This window comes from Acinetobacter sp. ASP199 (assembly GCF_022700675.1).
In the GTDB taxonomy this organism is placed as follows: Bacteria; Pseudomonadota; Gammaproteobacteria; order Pseudomonadales; family Moraxellaceae; genus Acinetobacter.
The window spans coordinates 163,109-187,474 of record NZ_CP062182.1; the positions used below are offsets into that span (position 1 = coordinate 163,109).

17 protein-coding genes are annotated in these 24,366 nt (G+C 43.7%); 10 read left to right on the forward strand and 7 right to left on the reverse strand.

Annotated features, from left to right (window positions below; genetic code table 11):
- Nucleotides 1-75: 75 nt before the first annotated feature.
- A complete protein-coding gene (locus IHE35_RS00770) occupies nt 76-3,567 on the reverse strand; it encodes a PAS domain-containing hybrid sensor histidine kinase/response regulator (protein WP_242788490.1) in 3,492 nt (1,163 codons plus the stop codon).
- A 184-nt stretch (nt 3,568-3,751) separates the two neighbouring features.
- On the opposite strand from IHE35_RS00770, the gene IHE35_RS00775 reads away from it, so the two are divergent.
- From IHE35_RS00775 to IHE35_RS00790, 4 genes are all read left to right on the forward strand, one after another.
- Nucleotides 3,752-4,084: a DUF485 domain-containing protein gene (locus IHE35_RS00775; RefSeq protein WP_242788491.1), complete on the forward strand. Its 333-nt coding sequence runs from the start codon at nt 3,752-3,754 to the stop codon at nt 4,082-4,084.
- 1 nt (nt 4,085) lies between these two features.
- On the forward strand, nt 4,086-5,792 hold the full coding sequence (locus IHE35_RS00780; protein WP_242788492.1) for a cation acetate symporter: 1,707 nt from the start codon (nt 4,086-4,088) through the stop codon (nt 5,790-5,792).
- Nucleotides 5,793-6,117: 325 nt separating this feature from the next.
- Nucleotides 6,118-8,079: a choline BCCT transporter BetT gene (gene betT, locus IHE35_RS00785; RefSeq protein WP_242788493.1), complete on the forward strand. Its 1,962-nt coding sequence runs from the start codon at nt 6,118-6,120 to the stop codon at nt 8,077-8,079.
- A 344-nt stretch (nt 8,080-8,423) separates the two neighbouring features.
- Nucleotides 8,424-9,131 carry an ion channel gene (locus IHE35_RS00790; protein ID WP_242788494.1) on the forward strand — a complete coding sequence of 236 codons (708 nt, stop codon included), beginning with the start codon at nt 8,424-8,426 and terminating at the stop codon, nt 9,129-9,131.
- A gap of 35 nt (nt 9,132-9,166) precedes the next feature.
- Here IHE35_RS00790 and omp33-36 read toward each other — a convergent pair whose 3' ends face one another.
- Entirely contained in the window at nt 9,167-10,066 is a 900-nt protein-coding gene (gene omp33-36, locus IHE35_RS00795; RefSeq protein ID WP_242788496.1) for a porin Omp33-36, read from the reverse strand.
- 1,116 nt (nt 10,067-11,182) lie between these two features.
- Here omp33-36 and IHE35_RS00800 point away from each other — a divergent pair.
- Nucleotides 11,183-12,886 (forward strand): GGDEF domain-containing protein, encoded by a 1,704-nt coding sequence (locus IHE35_RS00800; protein ID WP_242788498.1) that lies wholly within the window; start codon nt 11,183-11,185, stop codon nt 12,884-12,886.
- 153 nt (nt 12,887-13,039) lie between these two features.
- Here IHE35_RS00800 and uvrA read toward each other — a convergent pair whose 3' ends face one another.
- Nucleotides 13,040-15,871 (reverse strand): excinuclease ABC subunit UvrA, encoded by a 2,832-nt coding sequence (gene uvrA, locus IHE35_RS00805; protein ID WP_242788499.1) that lies wholly within the window; start codon nt 15,869-15,871, stop codon nt 13,040-13,042.
- Between the two features lie 342 nt (nt 15,872-16,213).
- Complete coding sequence (tenA, locus tag IHE35_RS00810) at nt 16,214-16,882, reverse strand: thiaminase II (protein ID WP_242788500.1); 669 nt, start codon at nt 16,880-16,882, stop codon at nt 16,214-16,216.
- A gap of 222 nt (nt 16,883-17,104) precedes the next feature.
- Between tenA and IHE35_RS00815 the strand changes: the two genes are divergently transcribed.
- From IHE35_RS00815 to ssb, 3 genes are all read left to right on the forward strand, one after another.
- A complete protein-coding gene (locus tag IHE35_RS00815) occupies nt 17,105-18,190 on the forward strand; it encodes a DUF475 domain-containing protein (RefSeq protein ID WP_242788501.1) in 1,086 nt (361 codons plus the stop codon).
- A 155-nt stretch (nt 18,191-18,345) separates the two neighbouring features.
- The gene (locus tag IHE35_RS00820; RefSeq protein ID WP_242788502.1) at nt 18,346-19,710 is read left to right on the forward strand and encodes an MFS transporter; all 1,365 of its coding nucleotides are present in this window, start codon (nt 18,346-18,348) and stop codon (nt 19,708-19,710) included.
- A gap of 51 nt (nt 19,711-19,761) precedes the next feature.
- The gene (ssb, locus tag IHE35_RS00825) at nt 19,762-20,346 is read left to right on the forward strand and encodes a single-stranded DNA-binding protein (RefSeq protein WP_242788503.1); all 585 of its coding nucleotides are present in this window, start codon (nt 19,762-19,764) and stop codon (nt 20,344-20,346) included.
- A 37-nt stretch (nt 20,347-20,383) separates the two neighbouring features.
- On the opposite strand, the gene IHE35_RS00830 is transcribed toward ssb, so the two are convergent.
- Nucleotides 20,384-20,887 carry a hotdog fold domain-containing protein gene (locus IHE35_RS00830; RefSeq protein WP_242788504.1) on the reverse strand — a complete coding sequence of 168 codons (504 nt, stop codon included), beginning with the start codon at nt 20,885-20,887 and terminating at the stop codon, nt 20,384-20,386.
- Between the two features lie 144 nt (nt 20,888-21,031).
- Between IHE35_RS00830 and IHE35_RS00835 the strand changes: the two genes are divergently transcribed.
- The gene (locus tag IHE35_RS00835; RefSeq protein WP_242788505.1) at nt 21,032-21,646 is read left to right on the forward strand and encodes a TetR/AcrR family transcriptional regulator; all 615 of its coding nucleotides are present in this window, start codon (nt 21,032-21,034) and stop codon (nt 21,644-21,646) included.
- 79 nt (nt 21,647-21,725) lie between these two features.
- Here the strand turns inward: IHE35_RS00835 and IHE35_RS00840 are convergent.
- A protein-coding gene (locus tag IHE35_RS00840) for an IS5 family transposase (protein WP_242788506.1) occupies nt 21,726-22,548 on the reverse strand; the annotation gives its coding sequence in 2 pieces (ribosomal slippage) (nt 21,726-22,166 and nt 22,168-22,548; 822 coding nt in all).
- A gap of 151 nt (nt 22,549-22,699) precedes the next feature.
- Here IHE35_RS00840 and ahpC point away from each other — a divergent pair.
- Nucleotides 22,700-23,263, forward strand: coding sequence for an alkyl hydroperoxide reductase subunit C (gene ahpC, locus IHE35_RS00845; protein WP_242788508.1), 564 nt, complete (start codon nt 22,700-22,702; stop codon nt 23,261-23,263).
- 84 nt (nt 23,264-23,347) lie between these two features.
- Here the strand turns inward: ahpC and IHE35_RS00850 are convergent, their stop codons facing one another.
- Complete coding sequence (locus IHE35_RS00850; protein ID WP_242788510.1) at nt 23,348-24,271, reverse strand: LysR substrate-binding domain-containing protein; 924 nt, start codon at nt 24,269-24,271, stop codon at nt 23,348-23,350.
- Nucleotides 24,272-24,366: the final 95 nt, after the last annotated feature.

Sequence of the window (24,366 nt, forward strand, 5' to 3'; positions counted from 1 at the left end):
AATTTTTTGTGACATTTTAAATAAAAAATGCCTGCTTTACACAGTAAAACAGGCACTTATAAAAACTATAACGATTTAACTATCCGAGATTTTTAGACCCGATAGCCATGAACGTAATGAAGCAGGTTTCAGCGGTTTTTTCAGCAGAACAATATTCAGTTCCTTGAGCTGCTGTGGCAGTTCGGGATCAGAATCGGCTGTAATCAGCGCCACTGGTACATTCGGTTTGCGATTGTTCACAATGAAGTCCAGACCACGTTTGTCATTATTCAAGTGCTGATCCACCAGCCAGACCTGAATATTTTCCTGTTCCATTATCTCCTGCGCTTGTTCAGGCTCTGTGGCTTTAAACACCTGATAACCCCATTTGGTCAGCAAGGTCGACATACCTTCCAGAATGGTTTCATCATTGTCCAGACACAGCACTCTAAAGGCTTTAGATTTTAGCGGTACGGCCTGTACTGGAGCTGCCACCACTTTTGGTGCTTCAGATAGCGGTACTTCAATCATGAAGCAGGAGCCTTTGCCATATTTAGAGTAGACATGTACCGGATAGTCCAGCATGCTGGTCATACGTTGCACAATTGCCAGACCTAGTCCCAGACCTTGTTCGCCCCACGGAGAGGTATGGCCACAGCGCTCAAACTCCTGGAACAGCTTAATCCGCTGTTCTTCAGCAATACCAGGACCAGTATCCCATACACCAATACGAATATGGTTCGGTTTGCTGCTAGAACGCAGCACACCCACAATGACTTTACCGCTGGCCGTATAGCGTAGCGCATTGCTGACAAAGTTCTGGATAATCCGGCGAATCCATTGTGGATCGGTATCAATCCAGAACTGTACATCATGCACACTGAACTTGATGCCACGCTGTGCTGCAATTGACTTGAATTGTAATTCCAGATCACTGAGCAGATCATGTAATGGATAGGCCTGACGCTTCGGCTGAATCGTTCCACCTTCCAGACGCGCAATATCCAGCAGGGCAGAGAGCATGCTTTCTGCACCATACAGCGCACGGTCCAGCTGCTGCAGGGTCTTGCGATCTTCTTCGCTTTGAACGCTTTGCTCCAGTGCAGTACTAAACAGACGTGCTGCATGCATTGGCTGTAACAGGTCATGACTGGCCGCTGCAATAAAGCGGCTCTTGGACATATTGGCCTTGTCTGCCTGTTCACGTGCCAGTTGCTGTTCGGACAAGGCATCCGCAAGCTGCTGGGTGCGATCACGCACACGCGCTTCCAGTACGGCTTCATTTTCACGGAAGGCGGTAATATCCGCAAAAGTCGTAACAAAGCCACCGCCTTCAATCGGATTACCACGCATCTGAATCACACGGCCATCTTTACGGATTCGCTCGAATTCATGTGCGCTACCCACCTGCATCCAGTGAATCCGTTTACGCACATGTTCTTCAATGGAACCCGGACCACATTCACCGCGCTCGGCGTTATAACGAATCAGGTCAGCGATCGGGCAGCCGACATAGACAATATCTTTTGGATAATCAAACAGCTTTAGATACTGGTTGTTCCAGGCCACCAGACACATATTTTCATCGACGACACTGACCCCTTGGGTCATGTGGTCGATCATGGTCATGATCAGGTTCTGGTTAAAGCGTTGCCACTGCGAGGCCTGGTCGAGAATATTCGCGACCTGACCGAGGGCCAGACCGTTATTTACCATCGCAGTGGTCAATAAGGTACGCGCTGATGCAGCTCCAATCGTGCCAGCCAGATATTGCTCGGTAAAGCGCCACCACATGCCATTGGCACTGCTAGTTTCATTCAGTTCGACACTATTTTGAGTACAGAACTGCTTGAAAGCACGTGTGGTGGGTTCTTCACCGGTAATGCGTTTGGCCAGCGTAATCAGGTCCCCGACTTTTAAGCGGGCCACATCCTGATGGGAATAGCTCACCTCAGTAGTTGGGCTCTGTGAAGGCAAAGGCTTGGTTTCATAATAAAAGAAGCTTTCTGCCTGAATTTGCTCTGCCACACTTGGACGGAAGATGCGTGACACCCAAATGTAGAGCAGCAAATTGAGACCGAGTGACCACACTACACCGTGGGTCAGGGAATCAAAGGATTCAAAACCCAGCAGAGCTTCAGGACGAAGCCAGTTGAGGGCGAATGGACCATAATTGAGGAAGTCCCAGCTAAACTGCTGATACGTTTCTGGGAGGCTGCGCAGAATCGTCGGAAATAGCAAAGTATAAGCCCAGAGCGCAAAACCGGTTAGCAAGCCAGCATAAACCCCCTGTTTACTGCCACCGCGCCAGTACAGACCACCAATCAGGGCAGGGGCAAACTGTGCTACCGCACTAAAGGCCAGCAGACCGAAGACCGAAAGCTGATCAATATCATTAAAGAAATTGAAGAACAGGAAGCCCATCAGCATCACAGCCAGAATACAGATGCGTCGGGTGAATTTCAGTACCAGTGGCAGACGTTTGTCATGGCGGGAAATCAGGTTAAAACGCCACAGTGCCGGCATGATCAGGTCATTACTGAGCATGATCGATAGGGCAACGGAAGATACCAGTAACATTCCGGTGGATGCCGAGAAACCACCGAGAAAGGCCAATAAGGTCAGCCAGTCCTGGTTATAGCTTAGTGGCAAGGATAGTACCGCGACATCTGGAATCGCCAGATAATGTGGTGCTGCATGCAGTGCCCAGCTGGCAATTGGAATGATTGCAAGCGTAGTCAGAATCAGATAGATCGCAAACCAGCGTCGAGCGCCACGAATATGCTTTTCATCGCGCAGTTCAACCACGGCCACGTGGAATTGACGGGGTAAACAGATAATCGCCAATGCCGCGAGTAAGGTTTGTACCCAGAAACTTTCTGGCACGCCAAACAATTGCACTTCCTGAAAAGTCGTTTTGATATCACCGCTAATCTGCGACAAATTCTCTGGTGCAGCAAACATGAAGAAAACAGCGACTGCCAGTAATGCAAACAGCTTAACGAAAGATTCAAAGGCAACAGCCAGCATCAGACCGCCATGCTGTTCAGTATTGGCAATCTGTCGGGTACCGAAAATCATGGCCAGAATGGCCAGTACCCCAGTCAGGAACAGCACACTATTGGTGGTGCTGGCGATGCCTGCTGAGGGCTCCAGAATCACCGATGCACTTAATGCAATTGCACGTAACTGCAAGGCCAGATACGGAATAATCGCAATGACGGCCAGAATGGTGACCAGTGAAGCCAGTGGTCCACTCTTACCATAACGTGCCGCGACAAAATCCGCGATCGAGGAAATGGCATGGTGCTGACGTACTCGGCCTAACCGTCGCCAGATGTCATAACCAATGGCGACAAAGAGTAGCGGACCGAGGTAGATGGGTAGGAAAATAATTCCTTCACGCACTGCGGCACCTGTTGCTCCGTAGAACGTCCAGGAAGAACAGTAGACACCTAAAGTTAAGCTAAACAATAACATGCGTCCACGGGTACTGAGACGACTGGCGTGTTTCTCCCCGAAAAATGCACAAATAAAGAGTAATGCGATATAGAGGGTGAGTACCCCTATGATGAGCCAACTGTTCATATTGCCTGAAGTGTACTGAGCATGCGGCTATGATACAGCATCGTGAACGAAGGCGTTCAAATTGCTTATTTTTTAACGACCAAAGTCTAAATTACAACCAGTCATGAAACTTGTTAATTTGTAGAGGTGATAATTCGAATTAAAAAATGGATGCCTAAGGTTGGGCATAGCAAGGAGAATATTTATGGATGAGAGACAAGTAGAACAGATTCTACAAAATCCCAAATTCAAGGAAATGGTCGCCAAGAAAAGTCGTCTTAGCTGGACGCTTACGGCAATCATGTTATTTGTTTATGTCGGTTTCATGCTGTTAGTTGGCTACAACAAAGAGTTTTTACTGTCTTCACTTTCAGGTGGTGTGACGACGTGGGGTATGCCACTCGGTCTAGGGATTATTGTCCTGTCGTTTATCTTGTGTGGTGTGTATTCCTACATTGCCAATAACAAACTTGATCAACTGACCGCAGAAGCAATGCGTGAAGTAGAAGCAATTGCTCATGAAAAAGGACCTCACTAAGATGAAATGGAATTCTCTTATCGCCTTTGCTGCAATAGCAATGACTTCAGGTATGGCTTTCGCAGGTCCTGACCTGGGTGCAGCAGAACAGCAGGCAACCAACTGGCCTGCAATCATCATGTTCCTGATTTTCGTCGGGGCAACACTTTTTATTACCAAGTGGGCTGCGAAGCAAACCACCAATACCAAAGATTTCTATACTGCCGGTGGCGGGATCTCTGGTTTCCAGAATGGTCTGGCGATTGCTGGTGACTATATGTCGGCAGCATCTTTCCTGGGTATTTCCGCGATGGTATTCCTGTCAGGTTTTGACGGTTTACTGTATTCCCTGGGCTTCATGGTGGGTTGGCCGATCGTATTATTCCTGGTAGCAGAGCGTTTACGTAACCTGGGTAAATATAACTTATCAGATGTAGTCTCTTTCCGCTTACAGGAAAAACCAGTACGTACTTTGGCTGCATTAAGCTCATTAGTGGTCGTAGCTTTCTACCTGATTGCACAGATGGTTGGTGCAGGTCAGCTGATCAAGCTTCTATTCGGTCTGAACTACAACATTGCTGTTGTGATTGTAGGTCTATTGATGATGGCTTACGTGATGTTCGGCGGTATGTTGGCAACCACATGGGTACAGATCATTAAAGCCGTGATGTTGTTGTCTGGTGCAACCTTCATGGCATTTATGGTTATGAAAGGTGTGGGCTTTAGCTTCACCAATATGTTTGAAGAAGCGATTGGCATGTATTCAAAAGTACATGATTTATCTCTTGCTGATGCAACCAAAATCATGGGACCAGGGAGTTTGGCATCTAATCCAATTGATGCGATTTCACTCGGTTTAGCATTGATGTTTGGTACAGCAGGTTTACCTCATATCTTGATGCGTTTCTTCACAGTAAAAGATGCGAAAGAAGCACGTAAATCCGTTGTGGTTGCAACAGGTTTCATCGGTTACTTCTACCTATTGACCTTCATCATTGGTTTCGGTGCGATCCTTTATGTATCGAATAACCCGCAGTTCCTTGATATTGCGAAAATGGCTATCACGGGCAAGCTAGAGCTTGTGGGTGGTAACAACATGGCAGCAGTTCACTTGTCTGATGCATTGGGCGGTGACTTGTTCATGGGCTTCATTTCAGCGGTTGCATTTGCCACGATCCTTGCGGTTGTTGCAGGTTTAACACTGTCTGGTGCTTCTGCAATTTCGCATGACTTGTATGCCAACGTATTGAAGAAAGGTCAAACAACACCTGAATCTGAATTGCGTATGTCTAAAATCGCGACTTTAGGTCTTGCGATCTTTGCGATGATTTTAGGTATCCTGTTCGAGAAGCAAAACGTTGCCTTCATGGTGGGTCTAGCATTCTCTGTGGCTGCATGTGCAAACTTCCCAGTACTTGTACTTTCGATGTTCTGGAAAGGTTTAACAACTCGTGGTGCAGTCGCGGGTGGTCTTGCTGGTTTAGTATTGGCAGTGGTGCTCATCGTATTATCTAAAGCAGTTTGGGTAGATACATTGGGTATTTCTGATACACCAATTAACCCATACAATGGTCCTGCATTATTTGCGATGCCTTTAGCATTCTTCTTCTGCTGGTTGTTCTCTGTGACAGATAACTCTGCACAGGCACAGGCGGAACGCAAAGCATTTGATGCACAGTTTGTACGTTCACAAACCGGTATCGGTATCTCAGGTGCATCTGATCACTAAGATGATTTGATCACCTATAAAAAAAAGTCCCGTAAGGGACTTTTTTATTGCCTGTATATTTGGATGCTCATGAAGGAGTGCGTTTTTCCATCCCTCTTTTTGCACAGCAGGATTTTACGATCTTGAATAATTGATCAAGGCTTTTTTATTACAGGTTACGAGAAGGAAACAGGAGTACAACCAAGTGAATAAGAACAATAACTTATCCTATTGCTGAGGTTTCGATATGTGATCGAGATGTCTTCTTTTTACTCAAGTCCTCTTTTTGAGTAATGCCTGTGGGACCGATCTGGTCTGATGAATAAAAAGCAAAAATGGAGTGGATATGTCTTCCAGAACCACATCCTGGTATTCCAATGTGAATCCTCGTGTGTTTTTAACAACGGTCATCATCATTGGACTATTTCTTTTGATGGTGATCCTGGCACCTAATTCGTTTGAATTGATGACTCAGCAACTGAACCAGTGGGTGACGACTTCCTTTAGCTGGTTCTATGTACTGTCCGTGGCAATTTTTCTGATTCTGCTGATTTTTGTTGCATTATCGGACATGGGCAAGATTAAGCTTGGTCCGGACCATAGCACGCCGGATTATAACAATGCCTCCTGGTTTGCCATGCTGTTTACTGCCGGTATGGGGATTGGGCTGATGTTCTTCGGTGTTGCTGAACCGGTAATGCACTATGTGAATCCGCCAGCGGGTGAGCCAGAAACCGTTCAGGCGGCACAGCAGGCCATGCGTGTGACTTTCTTTCACTGGGGACTACATGCCTGGGCGATCTATACCCTGGTCGGATTATCTTTGGCTTACTTTGCCTATCGGCATCAGTTGCCTTTGAAAATACGATCTGCACTTTATCCTTTAATTGGTAAGCGAATTTATGGTCCGATCGGGGATGGCGTCGATACCTTCGCGACGATCGGAACCGTATTTGGTGTCGCCACCACTTTAGGTTTTGGGGTCACACAGATCAATTCTGGTCTGAATTATCTGTTTGGGATTGAGCAGAGTACTGGAGTACAAGTCATCCTGATCATTATCGTCAGTGCGCTGGCTTCACTCTCGGTATTTTTTGGCCTGGATAAAGGCATCAAGCGCTTATCCGAGCTGAATCTGTTTTTGGCTTTGGGGTTATTAGTTTTTGTCTTCCTGGCAGGGCCGACCATTTATCTGTTGCAGACGACGATTCAAAACGTTGGACAGTATGTGTCTGGTCTATTCAGTATGACCTTTAATCTGTATGCCTATCAGCCTAGTGGCTGGATTGGCGGATGGACCATCATGTACTGGGCCTGGTGGATTTCCTGGTCACCATTTGTCGGGATGTTTATTGCCCGGGTATCGCGAGGCCGAACAGTTCGTGAATTTATTGTCGGTGTTTTACTGATTCCAACCGGTTTTACCCTGATCTGGATGGGCTTTATGGGCAATGCTGCGCTGTATAGCATTTTGCATGAAGCCAATATTAACCTGATGCAGGCAGTACAGCGTGACTCATCTGTGGCACTGTTTGAATTTTTGCATGGATTGCCTTTCTCGGCAGCGATGAGTGTAGTAGCTACACTCTTGGTGATGTTATTTTTCGTGACTTCAGCTGACTCTGGTGCACTGGTTACCGATTATCTGACGGCTAAATCTGATCAGTCTCCGACCTGGCAGCGTCTGTTCTGGACAGTGATCATGGCTTTACTGGCAATTGTGCTGTTATACGCAGGTGGCCTGGCTGCACTGCAATCTGCCACCATGCTAAGTGCTTTGCCTTTTACCTTGATCATGTTAGTGATTAGTTGGGGGCTGATTAAAGCGCTGCGGCTGGAAGTCACCAAGATGCAGGCTTTACAAGAAGCCCGAATTACACCACGAGCGATTCATAACCCGCGTAGCTGGCAGCAGCGTTTGGGACTCATCATGCATTATGCTCATAATGAACAGGAGGTGACAGCGTATATCCAGTCGGAAGTGAGACAGGCATTTTTAAGCATTCAGAAAGAGTTTCAACGCCGTCACCATACCGTAGTTATTGATGAAATAGGGCAGGGGTTATGCTTGCGAGTAGACCATCAGGATGAAGCAAATTTCGTTTATGCAGTGGTTGCGCGTCAGGTATTACCACCAAGTTTTATGCCATCTGAGGATGAAGGTGCAGGACAATACTTTCAGGCTGAAGTCTTCCTCAATGAAGGTGGGCAAAACTATGATGTGATGGAATGGACCCGAGAAGATCTGTTGCAGGATATTCTGGATCAATATGAGCGGCATTTGCACTTCTTGAGCAGGGTGCGCTAAGTAGTTGCACTTGATTAACCGAATAAAAAAGGATGCATATTGTGTCCTTTTTTATTTAGATTATCGTGGAATATAATCATGATCTGATCAATTAAATTTTTTTATAAATAATGAAAATTTCATCCATCTTTTAATAAAATTATGGGTTGTTAGCGACTATAAAGGATGAAGTAAAAATCTAGATTAATAACTAAAAATTAAGCGTGATTTAACAGTTTATATTTTTAAATAAATACATCATTTTGATACAAAGCACTGCTCTGCATATGACATGATTACATGTTAAGTTTGAGCAGATCACAATAAAACTGCAGATGTGTAGTGTCATGAAAAAGAAGAATTAGATGAAGCAAGCTTTGTTACTGTGCTGGACAACCTTTAAGCGCCTGCCTTCTGCATGGCTGCTTTGTCTGCAATTTATCATTCTGATTCTGTCGGTACTGAGCTATGAATATGCACCTTATCGCGCCGCAACTTGGGTACTGGGCGTATTGGTTTTACTGGTGATCGCCCGGGTCATTCGTCAAACCCCCGTATTTACCCTACTGGGATTAAGTTTCGTTATCGGCGCGCTATTTTTTTCATCACTGGTTTTGTTAGAGGTGAAACAAGTCTGGGTATTAATTACCGCTCATGCCTTTGAAGCATGCGCTTATTTCAGTGCATCTTATGGTCTACTGCGCTATATGTTTCATGACCGTTACCTGACCAAAGATGAATTATTTGCGGCAGGGGCTGCCTTTACTTTGATGGCATGGGGGTTCGCTTTTCTTTATAGTATCTGTCAGTTATTAGTTCCCTATAGTTTCGCTGATCCCGATCTTCAGGCTTATCAGCCCTGGCTAGATTTATTGTTCTTGAGTTTTAGCGTGCAATCCGCCACAGGATTAGCGGATACCATACCTGTCAGTCCATTTGCCAGAATGCTTGCCATGATCCAGATGTTCTTTGGCGTCATGTATCTGGCGCTGATCGTCTCTCGACTGGTGGGATTACAATATATTTCTCATTTACCCCGTGAAAAATCAGATCAAGAAAAAAAGGACGCTTAAAGCGTCCTTTTCTGTATTCAGAATCTAATCAAAAATTAGAAACGGAATTTAGCATTCAAGCCAACAGTTTGAGTGTCATAAGCAACTTCAGTCGCTTCAGAACTTTCAAAGTTAGCATTAACGTAGCTTGCACCTACAGATACTGCTGGAGTAACGAAGTAGTTTACGTTCGCACCTAAAGCTTTGTCTGGAGAACCAGCATAGCTAGATTCCATGTAAGAAACGCCAACGCTTAGTTTAGGGTTTAGGTAAAGCGTTGTACCTAGGTTATAAGCAGTATCTTCACCGTAAACTAAACCAGACTCAAAACCGATAGACATATTCGTACCATCGATCGCACCTACGTATTTAGTACGTGCAGTGATTGCATCTTGGTCTTCAGCAATCGTTGCTGATTCAAGGGCAGCTTTAGCAACGCCATTAGAAACGATGTTGAAAGCATCAAAAGAAGTTTGGTCAGCAACACTTGTATAACCTACAGCAACCAAGAAGTTAGGCGCAACTAAAGCACCAAGTTCTAATGCATAACGATCACCTTGATCATCAGTTGCGTTAGCAGTCTTGCTATCAGTAATTGTATGGCTGTAAGAAGCGCTAGCATATGCTGGAACTAGTGTAGTTGGAATGTATGCTTCGCCTTTCACGCCGTAAGTATGATTTACAGTACGTGAACGTTCAGCTTCTTCTTGACCATTTTCGCCATAGCTATAAGCAGCAGAAACGTTAGATGCTTGATTTAAGAAAGCAGCTTCAGCTAAAGGACCTTTAGAAGCGTCAACATCTTTGAAGTAGTAAGTACCTTGAACAGCACCAGCAAAGTCTTTGTCATTGGCAGTGTTGTCAATGTGTTCTGCTTGACCTTGAACTTCGAATTGGTACGCTTGAGCACCGGTCATCGCTAATAATAAAGCAGTGGCTAAACCTAGTTTTTTCATGATAATTACCGTTTTTCAAAAAAGGGGTAAAACAGTGCTGATTGTATTGTAACAATTTATTAAGTCAATAAACCTTTTAAAATCATATAAATATGTATTTTATAATTGTTGTATTTTTGTAAATATTGTGAATTTATTATTCGATTGCTTAATTTTAAAAAAATACTGCTAGAACAAATAATTAACTAAAGAGGAATAAGTAATATAAAGCACGTGAAAATTCATATTTATAATAGATGGACTATAGTTTAATTGAATGGATATGGATAAAAAAATAGAAAAAAACAATTTAACAGGGAATTATAGTTATAAATTTCTAGAGTTACTTGAGAACCTATTTAATTGATTGGATAAGTTTCTTTTAACTCGGCAAATGTATGTTTTATGTAAATTAAATCTCATTTTGAATAAAAAATAAACAAAAATAAAATCCAACCAATTTAATAGGCTTTACATTTTATGTGAAAGTTACGATAATTAATTATCGAGTCAGATGATGTATTTATATTCTTTATTTGACCTGATTCTCCGCGAATTTTATGTTTTATCGGCCCAGCTTTCCCCAAGGTTGGGCTTTTTTTATCCAGAATTTAGGCTGGCAGCAATGAAAGGGCACGAGATCATCAATAAGGATAAATATCAAACCAAGCAAACTATATTTAAGAAATAAAAGCACTATAATGGTGCATTATATTAAATGGGATATTATATGAAAACTGAAATAGATAAAAAAACCCCAATTTTCAATGAAAACTGGGGTTTTTTAGCCAAAATTTGCGGGTAAATCAAAATATCTGCTGAGGAAAAATTTAATTCGCCCTAATGCGGTGCATTATGCACTTAATTGTTGCATGTGTAAACAGTAAACAATACAAATTTAAAATTTTCTTGAAATTATTTTTTACAATCACTGGACATTTACTGAACTGAGGAATTTTTTCGTTCTTTTAAATAGAAAAGGCAATAACTCATCTGTATCTAATCCTTGAATTCAGTAAAAATATATAAAATCCTTAATTATTAGGATCTTTTCTCTTTCTGAAGGAATGAATTTTTGTATAATAATTAAGATAAATCAAATACTTTACTATTAGCCTGAGGGCGTATGCTAAGACAATGAATACTCTGCGCTCTGAACAAATCAGTAAACATCTTTATTGGGCAATGTCTGTCATTATTCTATGTTTGCTGTTCATTTGTATTCCTCTCATTGTTAATAGCACCCAAAGTTACCTTAAAGCAGTGCGTAATTCTGATGAATTACATGCCTTGCAAGAAGTCGCAATTCTGGCCAATAAGATTTCCAAGGAACGGGCACCTGCCAATAAAGTCCTTTCCAGTACTCCGGAAGAGATCCAACAACGACAATCTGAACTCGAAATTTATCGTAAAGAAGTCGACCAGCAGTTCGAGCATACGGCAAAAGTATTACAACAAGTGGGTTTCCCACATTTAAGTCAACGTTTGGAAAGTACGGTTCGACCAAGTCTGGAGCAGGGACGTTTACAGATCGATAGTTATGCAAAAATTCCTTGGGAACAGCGTAATGCTCAAGCACTTGATCAGGCTATTGATGCGATGTTTAAGGCTTGGGATAGTTGTCGTACGATTCTAAAAGGCGTAGTCATTGCTTCTAATACCACCTCTACATCACAAAATAATTTTATTTCTCAAATTTTATTTTTATCTGACTTGAGGGATCAGGCAGGACGGGCCGCTTCTACAATCATGGCTTATGTGACTTTCGAACAACCGCTTCCTGCAGCAAACCTGACCCGTGCCATACAAGTCCAATATCAGATCCATTATCTTTGGGATTTAATCGGCACATTGCAGCCAGAACAGGACAAGACTGAAGAATTCAAGCAATTGCATAATGCGGTCGATACTGTCTTTATTCAAAAGGGCTTACCGATCGTTTCAAGTCTGATGGAAGAGAGCGTTCAGCAGGTTCCTTATCATTTGACCGGAACAGAACTGACCAATGCGATGGTAGATAAATTTGTTACTGTCGTTGACCTGCAAAGCTATTTGCTTGATTACAGCAATCAGGTTACAGAGCGGGAAAAATCTTCTCACTTGCAGCAATTGCTCTGGACAATTTTACTTTCGTTGGTGTCGTTAGGGGCTGCGATTGCGACGATGATTTTTGCACGTAAAAGTGTGTTTCAGCCGCTGATCGAAGCGCGTCAAATTCTGTTTACGCTTTCGGATAATAGTAATACTCAACCTTTATCATCCAATACTCATTCCAAATCTGAATCCTTATTTACAGCCATTCAAAAGTTGCAACAGATGTTACAGCAACGTGATGCTTTAGAATTCAGGCTGAAGAATATTGCTCATTCCGATCCTTTAACCGGATTGGCAAATCGGTTCGCCTTGGAGGAATACACCCGTTTTCTGGAGTCACATCCTTCACAGTTTAGTCAGACGTGTCTGATGATTATTGATATTGATCACTTTAAGCAGGTTAATGATCAGTATGGACACATTATCGGAGATAAAGTCATTCAGTTCGTGGCACAATGCCTGAAGGACAATGTCCGTACGTCTGATTTACTGGTGCGTTATGGTGGGGATGAGTTTCTGGTTCTGATTGAAAATATTGATCTCGACAATGCCCGTAAGATTGCCGATAAGATTCGAAGCGAAGTAGATGACGCTTATATTTTAAGTGAAGCTGGCGACCAAATTCAGGTCTCGGTCAGTGTGGGGGTGGCGATAGGCGCGCAGTCCTGGATCAGCCTGTTTACCAAAGCGGATAAGGCTTTGTTTATGGCTAAAGGGCTAGGGCGTAATGCAGTGGCGGATGTCTAATCCATATAATCTTCTTTTAGTATCTTTAGATTTCGTATATCCATATTTTTCAAACAAAAAACGGTGAATGAATCACCGTTTTAGCACAGAATTAAATTCTTTAGAATCCACCCTAACCCTCCTTTACGAAAGAAGGAGAGAGGGGGAGGATTCTTATTTCAACAACGGCTTTAAGAACCGTGCCGTATGTGAAGTCTTACTCTTTGCCACTTGTTCAGGTGTCCCTTCCGCGATAATCATACCGCCACCTGAACCACCTTCAGGACCTAAGTCCACGATCCAGTCAGCAGTTTTAATCACGTCCAGGTTATGCTCAATCACCACAATGGTATTGCCCTTGTCACGAAGCTGATGCAGGATATCCAGCAACTTGGCAATATCATGGAAGTGCAGACCAGTCGTCGGCTCATCCAGAACATAGAGCGTTTTACCCGTATCACGTTTTGCTAGCTCGCGTGCCAGTTTGACCCGCTGTGCTTCACCACCAGAAAGTGTGGTTGCAGATTGACCCAAACGGATATAACCCAAACCGACTTGGTTTAAAGTTTCCAAACGACGGTGAATGACAGGAATGGCATCAAAGAAATGCATCGCATCTTCAACGGTCATTTCCAGTACATCAGAAATGTTCTTGCCTTTGTAATTTACTTCCAGCGTTTCACGGTTATAACGCTTACCATGACAGGCATCACAAGGCACATACATATCCGGTAAGAAATGCATCGCCACTTTAATCATGCCGTCGCCTTCACAAGCTTCACAGCGACCGCCTTTCACGTTAAACGAGAAACGACCCGCAGTATAACCACGTGCTTTCGCTTCAGGGGTTTGGGCAAACAATTCACGAATTGGTGTGAATAAACCTGTATAGGTTGCAGGGTTCGAACGTGGGGTACGACCAATCGGGCTTTGGTCAATGTCTACGACTTTATCAAGGAACTGCAAACCATCAATCGAATCAAACTTTTCAGCCGTTAAGGTCGTTGCACCATTCAACTGCGTTGCAGCAAGCGGCAATAACGTACGGTTAATCAACGTCGATTTACCTGAACCCGATACACCCGTAACGCAAGTCATCACACCTAAAGGAATAGTCAAATCGACATTCTTGAGGTTATGACCACAAGCACCCATCAGCTTAATTTGCTCATCAGGTTTTGGTGGTTGAACACGAGTTTTCGGTACTTCAATTTTGAGCTTGCCTGAAAGGTAACGACCCGTCAGCGAGTTTTCATTGGCAGCCAATTCATCGTATGTACCTTCGGCAATGACATGACCACCATGCACACCTGCCCCCGGACCAATATCAATAATATGATCGGCTGCACGAATCGCATCTTCATCATGCTCAACGACTAAAACCGTGTTGCCAAGATCACGTAAACGCACCAAAGTCTCAAGCAAACGGTCATTATCACGTTGATGCAGACCGATTGAAGGTTCATCGAGAACGTACATGACGCCCATTAAGCCCGCACCAATTTGCGATGCCAAACGAATACGCTGTGCTTCACCACCTGATAGTGTTTCGGCAGAACGAGATAAACTTAAATAGTTCAAACCGACTGAAACGAGGAAGTGCAAACGCTCACGGATTTCTTTAAAAATCTTATCGGCAATTTCACCTTTGGCACCTTCAAGATTCAGGTCTTGATAGTAGCTTTCAGCATCGCCAATCGACATTTTGGTAATTTCAGCAATGGTCTTGTCTTTAACACGTACATGACGTGAAATTTCATTCAGACGCGAACCACCACATGCATCACATGCTGCATTCGATAAATACTGTGCTAAATCATCACGTACATAGTTACTTTCAGTTTCACGGTAACGACGTTCTAAATGCGGCAAAATCCCTTCAAAAGCTTGCACTCGATTATGACGGCGACCACGTTCATCGACATAGCTCAGGTCAATTTTTTCCTTGCCTGTGCCATAAAGGAATTTCTTTTTGGTATCCGCATCGAGTTCATTCCACGGTGTATCCAATGAAAAACCAAAATGCGCTGCGACTTTTTCAATCATGCTGTAATAGTAAGGACGCTGACGATCCCAACCACGAATTGCCCCTTGGCTAATCGACACATCAGGACTCGGAATCAGTTTTTCCGCACTAAAATGGCTGCGTGTCCCTAAACCATCACAGGTTGGGCAAGCACCAAAAGGATTGTTGAATGAGAATAAACGCGGCTCAAGTTCCGCCACAGCACGATCACATTCAGGGCAAGAGTGTTTAGCTGAAAATACACGGTCAGACTGTTCGCCTTTCATCCACGAGAGAATGGCAATATCACCACCTAAACGCAAAGCAGTTTCAAAACTTTCCGCAATACGGTTGCCGAGGTCATCACGCACTTTAAAACGGTCAACGACCACTTCAATGGTATGTTTTTTCTTTTTATCCAGTTCAGGAATCGGGTCAATGTCCATGACTTCGCCATCGACACGGGCACGAACAAAACCTTGGCTTTGTAGTTGCTCAAATAAATTTGAATATTCGCCTTTACGCTCACGCACCACAGGGGCAAGCAGCATAAGGGCAGTGCCTTCTTCTAAAGCTTTAACCGCATCGACCATTTCAGAGACGGTTTGAGCCACCATCGGTAGGTCATGTTCAGGACAATACGGCGTACCAACACGGGCATACAGCAAACGTAAATAGTCGTAAATTTCGGTAATCGTACCTACGGTTGAACGAGGGTTATGACTGGTCGACTTCTGCTCAATGGCAATCGCTGGGCTTAAGCCTTCAATCGAGTCGACTTCAGGTTTTTCCATTTGCGATAAGAACTGACGTGCGTAGGCAGACAGTGACTCCACATAGCGACGTTGACCTTCGGCATATAAGGTGTCAAATGCAAGGGATGATTTACCTGAACCCGAAAGCCCCGTAATCACCACAAACTTGTCGCGGGGAATATCAAGGTTCACATTCTTTAAATTATGGGTACGTGCACCTCGAATACGGATGTGACTTTGGCTCATGCAATGATCCTAGAAATTTCATTTGAATAGAGTGTGTATATGATAGCGCATGAAAAATGTTCAAGTGCAAATAAAAGTATTTTAAACGTCAAGTTATGTCGGTGATTAGTCAAATGATCAGTACAAAAGCAATGAGTTAAAAACGTATGAGGTATTTTCCCCGATTGAAATCCTGACCAACCTTTTAATCAAGACGTTTGATGATGGCTTTGACCTCTACAAAAGACTCAGTGCATGGCATTGCAGGATATCGATCAAGATAAAAAATTATTGTGCATGATTTAGAATTTTGTAGAAAAAATAAAAAAGCCCTGTATTGAACAGGGCTAAATTCAGCTGATATCAATCCAGACCAGGCCACTGGCGTTGCTCAAAAGCGCTGTCCCAGAACAACCATTCCAGACGCGCCGCATGAGTATAGGCTGCATGCATTTTTTCCAGAGTGTCGGCATCAACACGCGCTGCCACGCGATCCACAGTTGCAATCACATTACGCACGGCAGTATGGAAGTCTTCACCGGCATAGGTATCAATCCAGGCCTGATAAGGGTTATTTGCTGCGGCCTTATCGACAATATCCTTGCCGACTTCTGCATAAATCCAGAAGCAAGGTAGCAACGAAGCCAATACCACCGGATAACTTTCTGCCCAGGCAGTCGCCTGCAAGTAGGAAGTATAGTGATGGCAAGCCAGAGTCAAAGGCGTATTTTCAAACTGGGCTTTGCTAATGCCGAAATCCTGCATAAAGCCATTATGCAGGCTGCGCTCGACCACAATCGCAATTTTAGCCGCTTCACTAAACTGGATTACATCATCGGCCTCAAAGGCTTTGGCTGCACAGACTGCCAGTGCACGGCCATAGGCCAGCAGATAATGCGCATCCTGAATCACATAATGACTGAAGGCGTCACGGCTCAATGTTCCCTGTGCCAGCTGCTGGTTAAAAGGCAGTGCCAAGGTCTTTTGATAAAGTTCGAGATTACGTTGCCATACGTCTTGAGAGAAACTCATATTTGAATCCTGAGCAGTTGAAGTCAAAGCATGCAGCACTATAGCAAAGATCGACCCGTTTAAAAGATCGACAGGTTTGAAAAGCAAAAAATACTCAAAAATGGTTCAGGAAGTGCTTTGGTTTATGCGGCAAAAGTTTCATAATTAAGACAAGTTTTAGTCTTGGTATTTCCCTACAATTAAAGAAATACACCCAATGAAATTTATCTAAGGTCGATTTGTATGTTGAAACATTTTGGTTTCTCAATCGCATTTTCGATCGTGTGTCTTGGTTTGTCTGCGTATTGGGGTTATACCCATGGTCCTGACGCAGGCCTGCAAACCATGCTCACAGCACTGACCATTACCGCCATTCTGGCGATTATGGAAGTGTCGTTATCGTTCGATAACGCGGTTGTCAATGCATCTGTCCTGCGTGGCTGGGATCATTTCTGGAAAATGCTCTTCCTGACTGTCGGGATTCTAGTTGCAGTTTTCGGGATGCGTTTAATTTTCCCGGTAGCTATCGTTGCGGTAACCGCAGACATGGGCTTTATGGAAGTGGTACAGCTGGCGCTGAATGATCCAAAAGAATATTCGGCGCGTTTGATGGCGCATCATCCTGAGATTGCGGCATTTGGTGGCGCCTTCTTGTTGATGGTATTCCTGAACTTCTTCCTCGATGAAGAAAAGGATACGCACTGGTTCAGAAGAGTCGAACGCCGTTTATCCAATCTGGCCAATGTTCCAGCGATGTCAGTCTTTATTGCACTGGTGGCGCTGTTGATCATGGCAGCCAATGTGGTTGAAGAGAAACGCCTGGTTGTGACGATGGCGGGAATCTGGGGTATTGTGATCTATATCGGGGTACAGGTACTCAGCCATTTGCTGGGTGGTGAACCGGAAGTCGATGAAAATGGCAACGCAGTTCGTCATGATGAAAATGGCGTACCTACTGGTGTGGTAAAAGCGGGTATTGGCGGATTCCTGTACCTGGAAGTCCTGGATGCTTCTTTCAGTTTTGACGGCGTGATCGGTGCCTTTGCGATTACCTCAGATGTGGTGATCATCATGCTTGGTCTGGCGATTGGTGCGATCTTTGTACGTTCCATGACTATTTATCTGGTAGAAAAAGGCACGCTGGATGCCTACATCTATCTGGAACATGGGGCGCATTATGCGATTGGTGCCTTGGCCTTCATCATGATTGCCAGCGGTACTGGTGTGCATGTGCCAGAAGTGGTCACCGGTCTGATCGGGGTAGCCTTTATTGTCTGGGCCGTGATTGCCTCGATTCAGTATAAGAAACGTCAGGCTTTGCATCACTAAGACCTGTGATCGGAATCAAAAAGCGTAGCTCTGGCTGCGCTTTTTTATTTCTTAGATCAGCATCATCTTTATTTCAAATAAAATTCCTGCATCCATCCCGGCTGAATGTCCTATAATCTTCGCCTGAAGATCCACCAATTGAACTGCCATAATTTATGATGAATGCCCTAGAACGTCGCTCAACCTTTGCGCTTAGCAGCATTTTTGCACTGCGTATGCTGGGGTTGTTTATGATTATCCCTGTATTTTCGGTTGCAGGACAGTCATATGAATATGCTACGCCGGCACTGATTGGCCTGGCAGTCGGTGTCTATGGTCTGACTCAGGCCATTTTACAGATTCCGTTTAGTCTTCTTGCAGACCGTTTCAGCCGTAAGCCACTGGTTGTCCTCGGGCTATTGCTATTCGCACTGGGTGGTGCAATTGCCGCCATGTCGGACACGATCTATGGCGTAATCATTGGCCGTGCCATTGCGGGTGGTGGTGCTGTGTCGGCAGTGGTAATGGCATTACTTGCCGATGTGACCCGTGAAGAAAACCGCATGAAAGCCATGGCGACTATGGGCATGAGTATCGGCTTATCATTTGTGGTGGCATTTACCTTGGGGCCTTGGTTAACGGGTCTGGTGGGTATTTCAGGTTTGTTCTGGGTAACTACTGTAATGGGGCTGGCGGCAATTGCGATGCTGCTGATGGTACCGAAAGTAACCCGTCATCATCGTAACTTTCAGCAGGGTTATCTGAAGCAGCTAAAACAGGTGCTGAAAATGGGCGACCTGAATCGCCTGCATGTCTCTGTGTTTAGCTTACATCTGCTATTAACAGCCATGTTTATCTATGTGCCCTCGCAGCTAATCGAGTTCGCTAATATTCCTTTAGCCAGTCATGGCTGGGTGTATCTGCCCTTACTTGTGATTAGTCTGTTTTTTGCCTTTCCAAGTATTATTCTGGCGGAAAAATACCGCAAAATGCGTGGCATTTTCCTGACCGCAATTGCTGGAATTATCGTTGGTTTATTGGTGCTGATTTTTGGCTTTGAATCGAAATATATCCTGCTCACTGGTTTGGGGATTTTCTTTATTGCCTTCAATGTAATGGAAGCCTTATTACCATCATGGTTATCCAAAGTTGCGCCGATTCAGTCCAAAGCAACAGCGATGGGTGTCAATGCCAGCAGTCAGTTCCTTGGTGCCTTCTTTGGCGGTACGTTGGGTGGACAGCTTTTGTTGCTGAATGACACTTCCATGGGTTGGAGTATTCTGACTGCGGTTGCTATAATCTGGCTGCTTATCAGTTTTGGGCTGGCTCAGCCACGCTATCTTTCTTCCCTGGTATTAAGCCTGCCTGAAAATCGACAAACAGATGAATGGACTTCACAGCTTTTATCCATTCATGGTATTGAAGAAGTCGTGGTAATGCCGGAACAGCAAGTGGCCTACGTCAAGGTTGATAAACAGCAGATTAATGATACTGCGCGACAACAATTAACGCACTTGTTGGGTAAAGAGGTAGCCATTTAAGCATAACTCTTATAAAGTAAAATATAGAAACAAATAGGAAGTATAGGTCTCATGCGTGGTGTAAATAAGGTTATTTTAGTAGGTACTTTAGGTCGAGATCCTGAAACAAAAACTTTCCCGAATGGGGGTTCTCTCACTCAATTCTCTATCGCGACCAGTGATTCGTGGACGGATAAGAACACCGGTGAGCGTAAAGAGCAAACCGAATGGCACCGCATTGTGCTGCATAACCGTTTAGGTGAAATTGCACAGCAGTATCTACGTAAAGGTTCTAAAGTATATATCGAAGGTTCACTACGTACCCGTCAGTGGACAGACCAAAGTGGTCAAGAGCGTTACACCACAGAAATCCGTGGTGAGCAGATGCAAATGCTGGATTCTGGTCGCCCTCAACAAGGTGAGCAGTCAGATAATGGCGGCTTTGCACAGCCACGTTTTAACAATAACCAGGGCGGCTATGGCAATAACAATGCTGGTCAACAGGGTTATAACGCACCACAGCAAGGTGGCTTCAATAATGCACCTGCGGGTGGCAGTGGCTATGGCAATAACAACCCAAGCGGTTTTGCGCCAAAATCTGCACCAGCGCCAGTTGCAGCACCAGCAGCAGACCTGGATGATGACTTACCGTTCTAATTAAAATTTAAAACGTAGGATAGTCCTCAAAAACCCGTCAGCCGACGGGTTTTTTTAAAGCGCGCTTATTTATTTTCTTCTTTTTAGGAGATACCCACATTGTGATGAGGGCACGGCACACGATTTCTTGCGCCGTATCTAGAACTTCCACATTAACCTGATATTCAGTGATTTCATGCCATTCAACATTCAAGTCTGCTGGTGTGGCAATTGCTCTTAAATCGGTGGTTGCTTTTTTAAGATACTCGACCTGCATACCTTTCAGAATCCAGGAGTAGGTTTTGGGGACGCTGGCATCGGTCATGGTACCTGCAGCTAGTTCAGCCAGATTGCATATGGCAATCGCATGGATGGTATCTAGATGATTGAGTACGGCAGCATGTTTCTTCATGCTCACTTCGCAATAATACGGAGCAAGTGTTTCGAGCAGCGGGGAAATAGTGCTGAAATAAGGTATTTTTAGGCAAAGCAATCTGGAAAATATATATTTACCACCAGGTTTTTTTTGAAAGGTTTTCCATATTTTTAGAGCCTGGCTCATGATCGCGATCCTGCGTAAGAGGTGAATAATAATAAGATCCTCATACAGAATAATATTCTGTATTTGCAGGACTCACAAGAAAAGTGTTTAAACTAGAGAAATTAATGATTAACGATGCCGAGCACATTAAGGAGAATGCAAGGTATGGATGTATTGGAAGGGAGTTATCCAGGAGCACGCTTGGCCTTAAAGCGTCAAATTCTGAATTGCGCGCTACAGGAATTTTTACATAGTGGTATAGCGGCAACGACGATTGAAATGATTAGGGATCGGGCAGAAACCAGTGTCGGCGCAATCTATCATCATTTTCATCATAAAGATGGCATTGTAGCTGCGCTGTATCTGGCAGCTTTAAAGGATCAGTCCAGCCGACGTTTAGATGCTTTATCCCAAGTGAAAAGTGCTGAACAGGGAATTCATGCCATTATTAAAAGTTATATTGATTGGGTTATCCGTTATCCAGACTTTGCCCGTTTTCTCTATGCGGCCCATCATGTGGTACACACTTCAGAGCTGCGCCAAGATCTGGAACAGCGTACCAGTCAGCGCAATCAGGATTTAAAGAAATGGATGGCCCAACAGCCGGATGCCGCTTGTCTGCAAGCTGTACCGCCTGCTTTATTAACCTCTTTAGTAATCGGCGCGACAGAAAGTTATTGCCGTGCCTGGCTTGCTGGTCGAGTCAAGGATTTTCCGCAACAGCATGCGGCTGCTTTGGCGCGCTCCGTTTGGGACTCTTTACAGCATTTTTCTCAGTGAAAGTCAGGCGTTAAATTGGGATAAAAGATAATAAGCAAAAAATTAATAGAATTTATAAATAGACCTCTTGCGAAAGTCGTTATTGCAAGTTGATTCGGTTTACCAGTGCAGCGATTAAGTTAATGCGTAAACCGAATCTTTTCCGTCTATTTCGATAGCGTTCACTTAATATTCTAAATGTTTTCAATTGACTATTGATGTGTTCGATCACAACTCGTATTTTTCCAAGCATTTTATTGTACTTTTTCTCAGCATCAAATAAAGGTAAATTCTTCTTTTTTTTGATTGGCATCAATAACTTAAATCCCTCTTGTTCTAATCCATAGTACCCTAAATCGGTCAGAACATATTCACAATGTTTAAACTTCTTAACCGTTTTTCTTGCCAGTTTAATATCATGCTGACTGCCATTTGATACATCGATCCCTATGATTTGTTTGCTCTGCGGATGATAGATCACTTGGGTTTTTAGTGTATGTTTCTTCTTTTTACCACTGTAGAACTTACTCTGATTTTTTTTTCGGGCGTTCTATTGAACATTCTGTCGCATCAATAATGACCCAGTTAAAGTGTTCGTCTGCTGTGGTAATACTTCGTTTTGGCAGAGTAAAACATCTCGATTTCATCAAAGCATCTTCAACCTTTTTAATGGTTCGATTCACATTACTTTCAGCGATATGGTAGTATGCCGCCAATTCTAGTTGAGTGTTGTAGTTGCGTAAGTAATTGAGCGTTAATAACAATTGATCCTCTATAGCTAAAGTATGAGGACGACCTGATTTCTTTTTAAGAGATTCTGCTTTTTTTAAAACATCGACCATTTCAGTAAAAACTGGTCGAGGTACACCAACCAAGCGCTTAAATTCAGAATCTGAAAAACGGTTTAATTTCTCATATCTCATGAAATCTATATTGAGGCATTTTTTACTTTCGCAAGAGGTCTAATCTAAAAAACCGATAGTTTTTATAAAAAGTTACGGTTTTATCTATTCATGGTTTTTACGTATTCTTGGTTCATCGAATGAATTCCCACGAACTGATAGGAAAAGTCACATGAGTTTAATCAATACTGAAGTTAAGCCATTTAATGCAACTGCTTACCACAATGGTCAATTTATTGAAGTGTCTGAGCAGGATATGAAAGGCAAATGGTCTGTTGTATTCTTCTATCCTGCTGACTTCACTTTCGTTTGTCCAACAGAATTAGGCGATCTTGCTGATCAATATGCTGAATTCCAGAAACTGGGCGTAGAAATCTACGGTGTATCTACTGATACGCACTTCACCCATAAAGCTTGGCATGACACGTCTGACGTGATCGGTAAAATCCAATATCCAATGATCGGCGATCCAAGCTGGACTCTGGCGAAAAACTTTGAAGTGCTAATCGAAGCTGAAGGCCTAGCTGACCGCGGTACTTTCGTGATCGACCCAGACGGTAAAATCCAGATCATTGAAATCAATGCAGGTGGTATCGGTCGTGATGCGCAAGAACTGCTTCGTAAGGTAAAAGCAGCTCAGTACGTACACGCTCATCCAGGTGAAGTATGTCCTGCAAAATGGAAAGAAGGCGAAGCAACGCTTGCTCCTTCAATTGACCTGGTCGGTAAAATCTAATTCGATAAGCTTTTATCGAGTCTTAAAAAAATCCAGCCCTCAGCGCTGGATTTTTTTATATGCACTGAAAATTGAAATCATACTTTAAATGGTATATCCCTTGTGGCCTTCTGCTGCGGCACGCAGACCTTCCACCAGATGCTCGATCAGTTTTTCCATGACCAGACGTTGACCTTTACGTGAGGCATAAACCAGTTGTAGGGTACCAATATTGGAGCACCATTCAGGCAAGACATGAACCAATCGTCCCATTTTTAGATCTTTTTCTACAGTTAAATAGGGCAGATCAGCAATGCCAAGACCATCCAGGGCAGAATAATAGACGCCTGCTAAATCATTGCTTTTAATTCGCGGTTGTAGCGGAATGATGATGTCTTCTTGGCTTTCAATATGGTGCAGATGCCATTGATAGTGGGTTTTTTGTGTACCCAATACAATGGTCGGGAATTCATGGATTTCAATTGGTGATTGCAGCATCCGTCCTTGCAATAATTGCGGACTGGCCACCAAACAATGTGTGGTTTTGACCACATCACGCACCACAATACTCGAGTCTTCATTGCTTGCAAAATTCGTACGAATGGCTAAATCAATATCATCATGCAATACATCGACACGGCGACTGGTCAGCTCCATTTCGACCTGTACTTTGGGATATTGTTGTAAAAATGCATTGAGTAAGCCGCGAATTTGATAACGCATCATGACCGATGGGCAACTGATTTTAATCATGCCTTGCGGTTCACTTTTTTGTTTCAATAACACATTATGAGCACATTCGACTTGCTGAATGATTTTTGTGCACTCATCAAAGAGTTCTTGACCCAGTGGAGTGACTTTAAAATGGCGTGTAGAGCGTTGAATTAAAGTGACATTATATTGTGACTCAAGCTCTAAAATACGACGGCTCAATTTTGACTTGGTGATACTTGAGGCTTCACTGGCTGCACTAAAGCCGCCATGTTTGACCACAAGATAAAAATAATAATAGTCATCAAAAGAGTGCACGTTGAATCTCACTGGCTGGCGTGTTAGTCATCCATGATAGAGGAACTTCGGCAAATCGAAAAATATTTGCAGTGAAAACTGAAATATCACAAAGC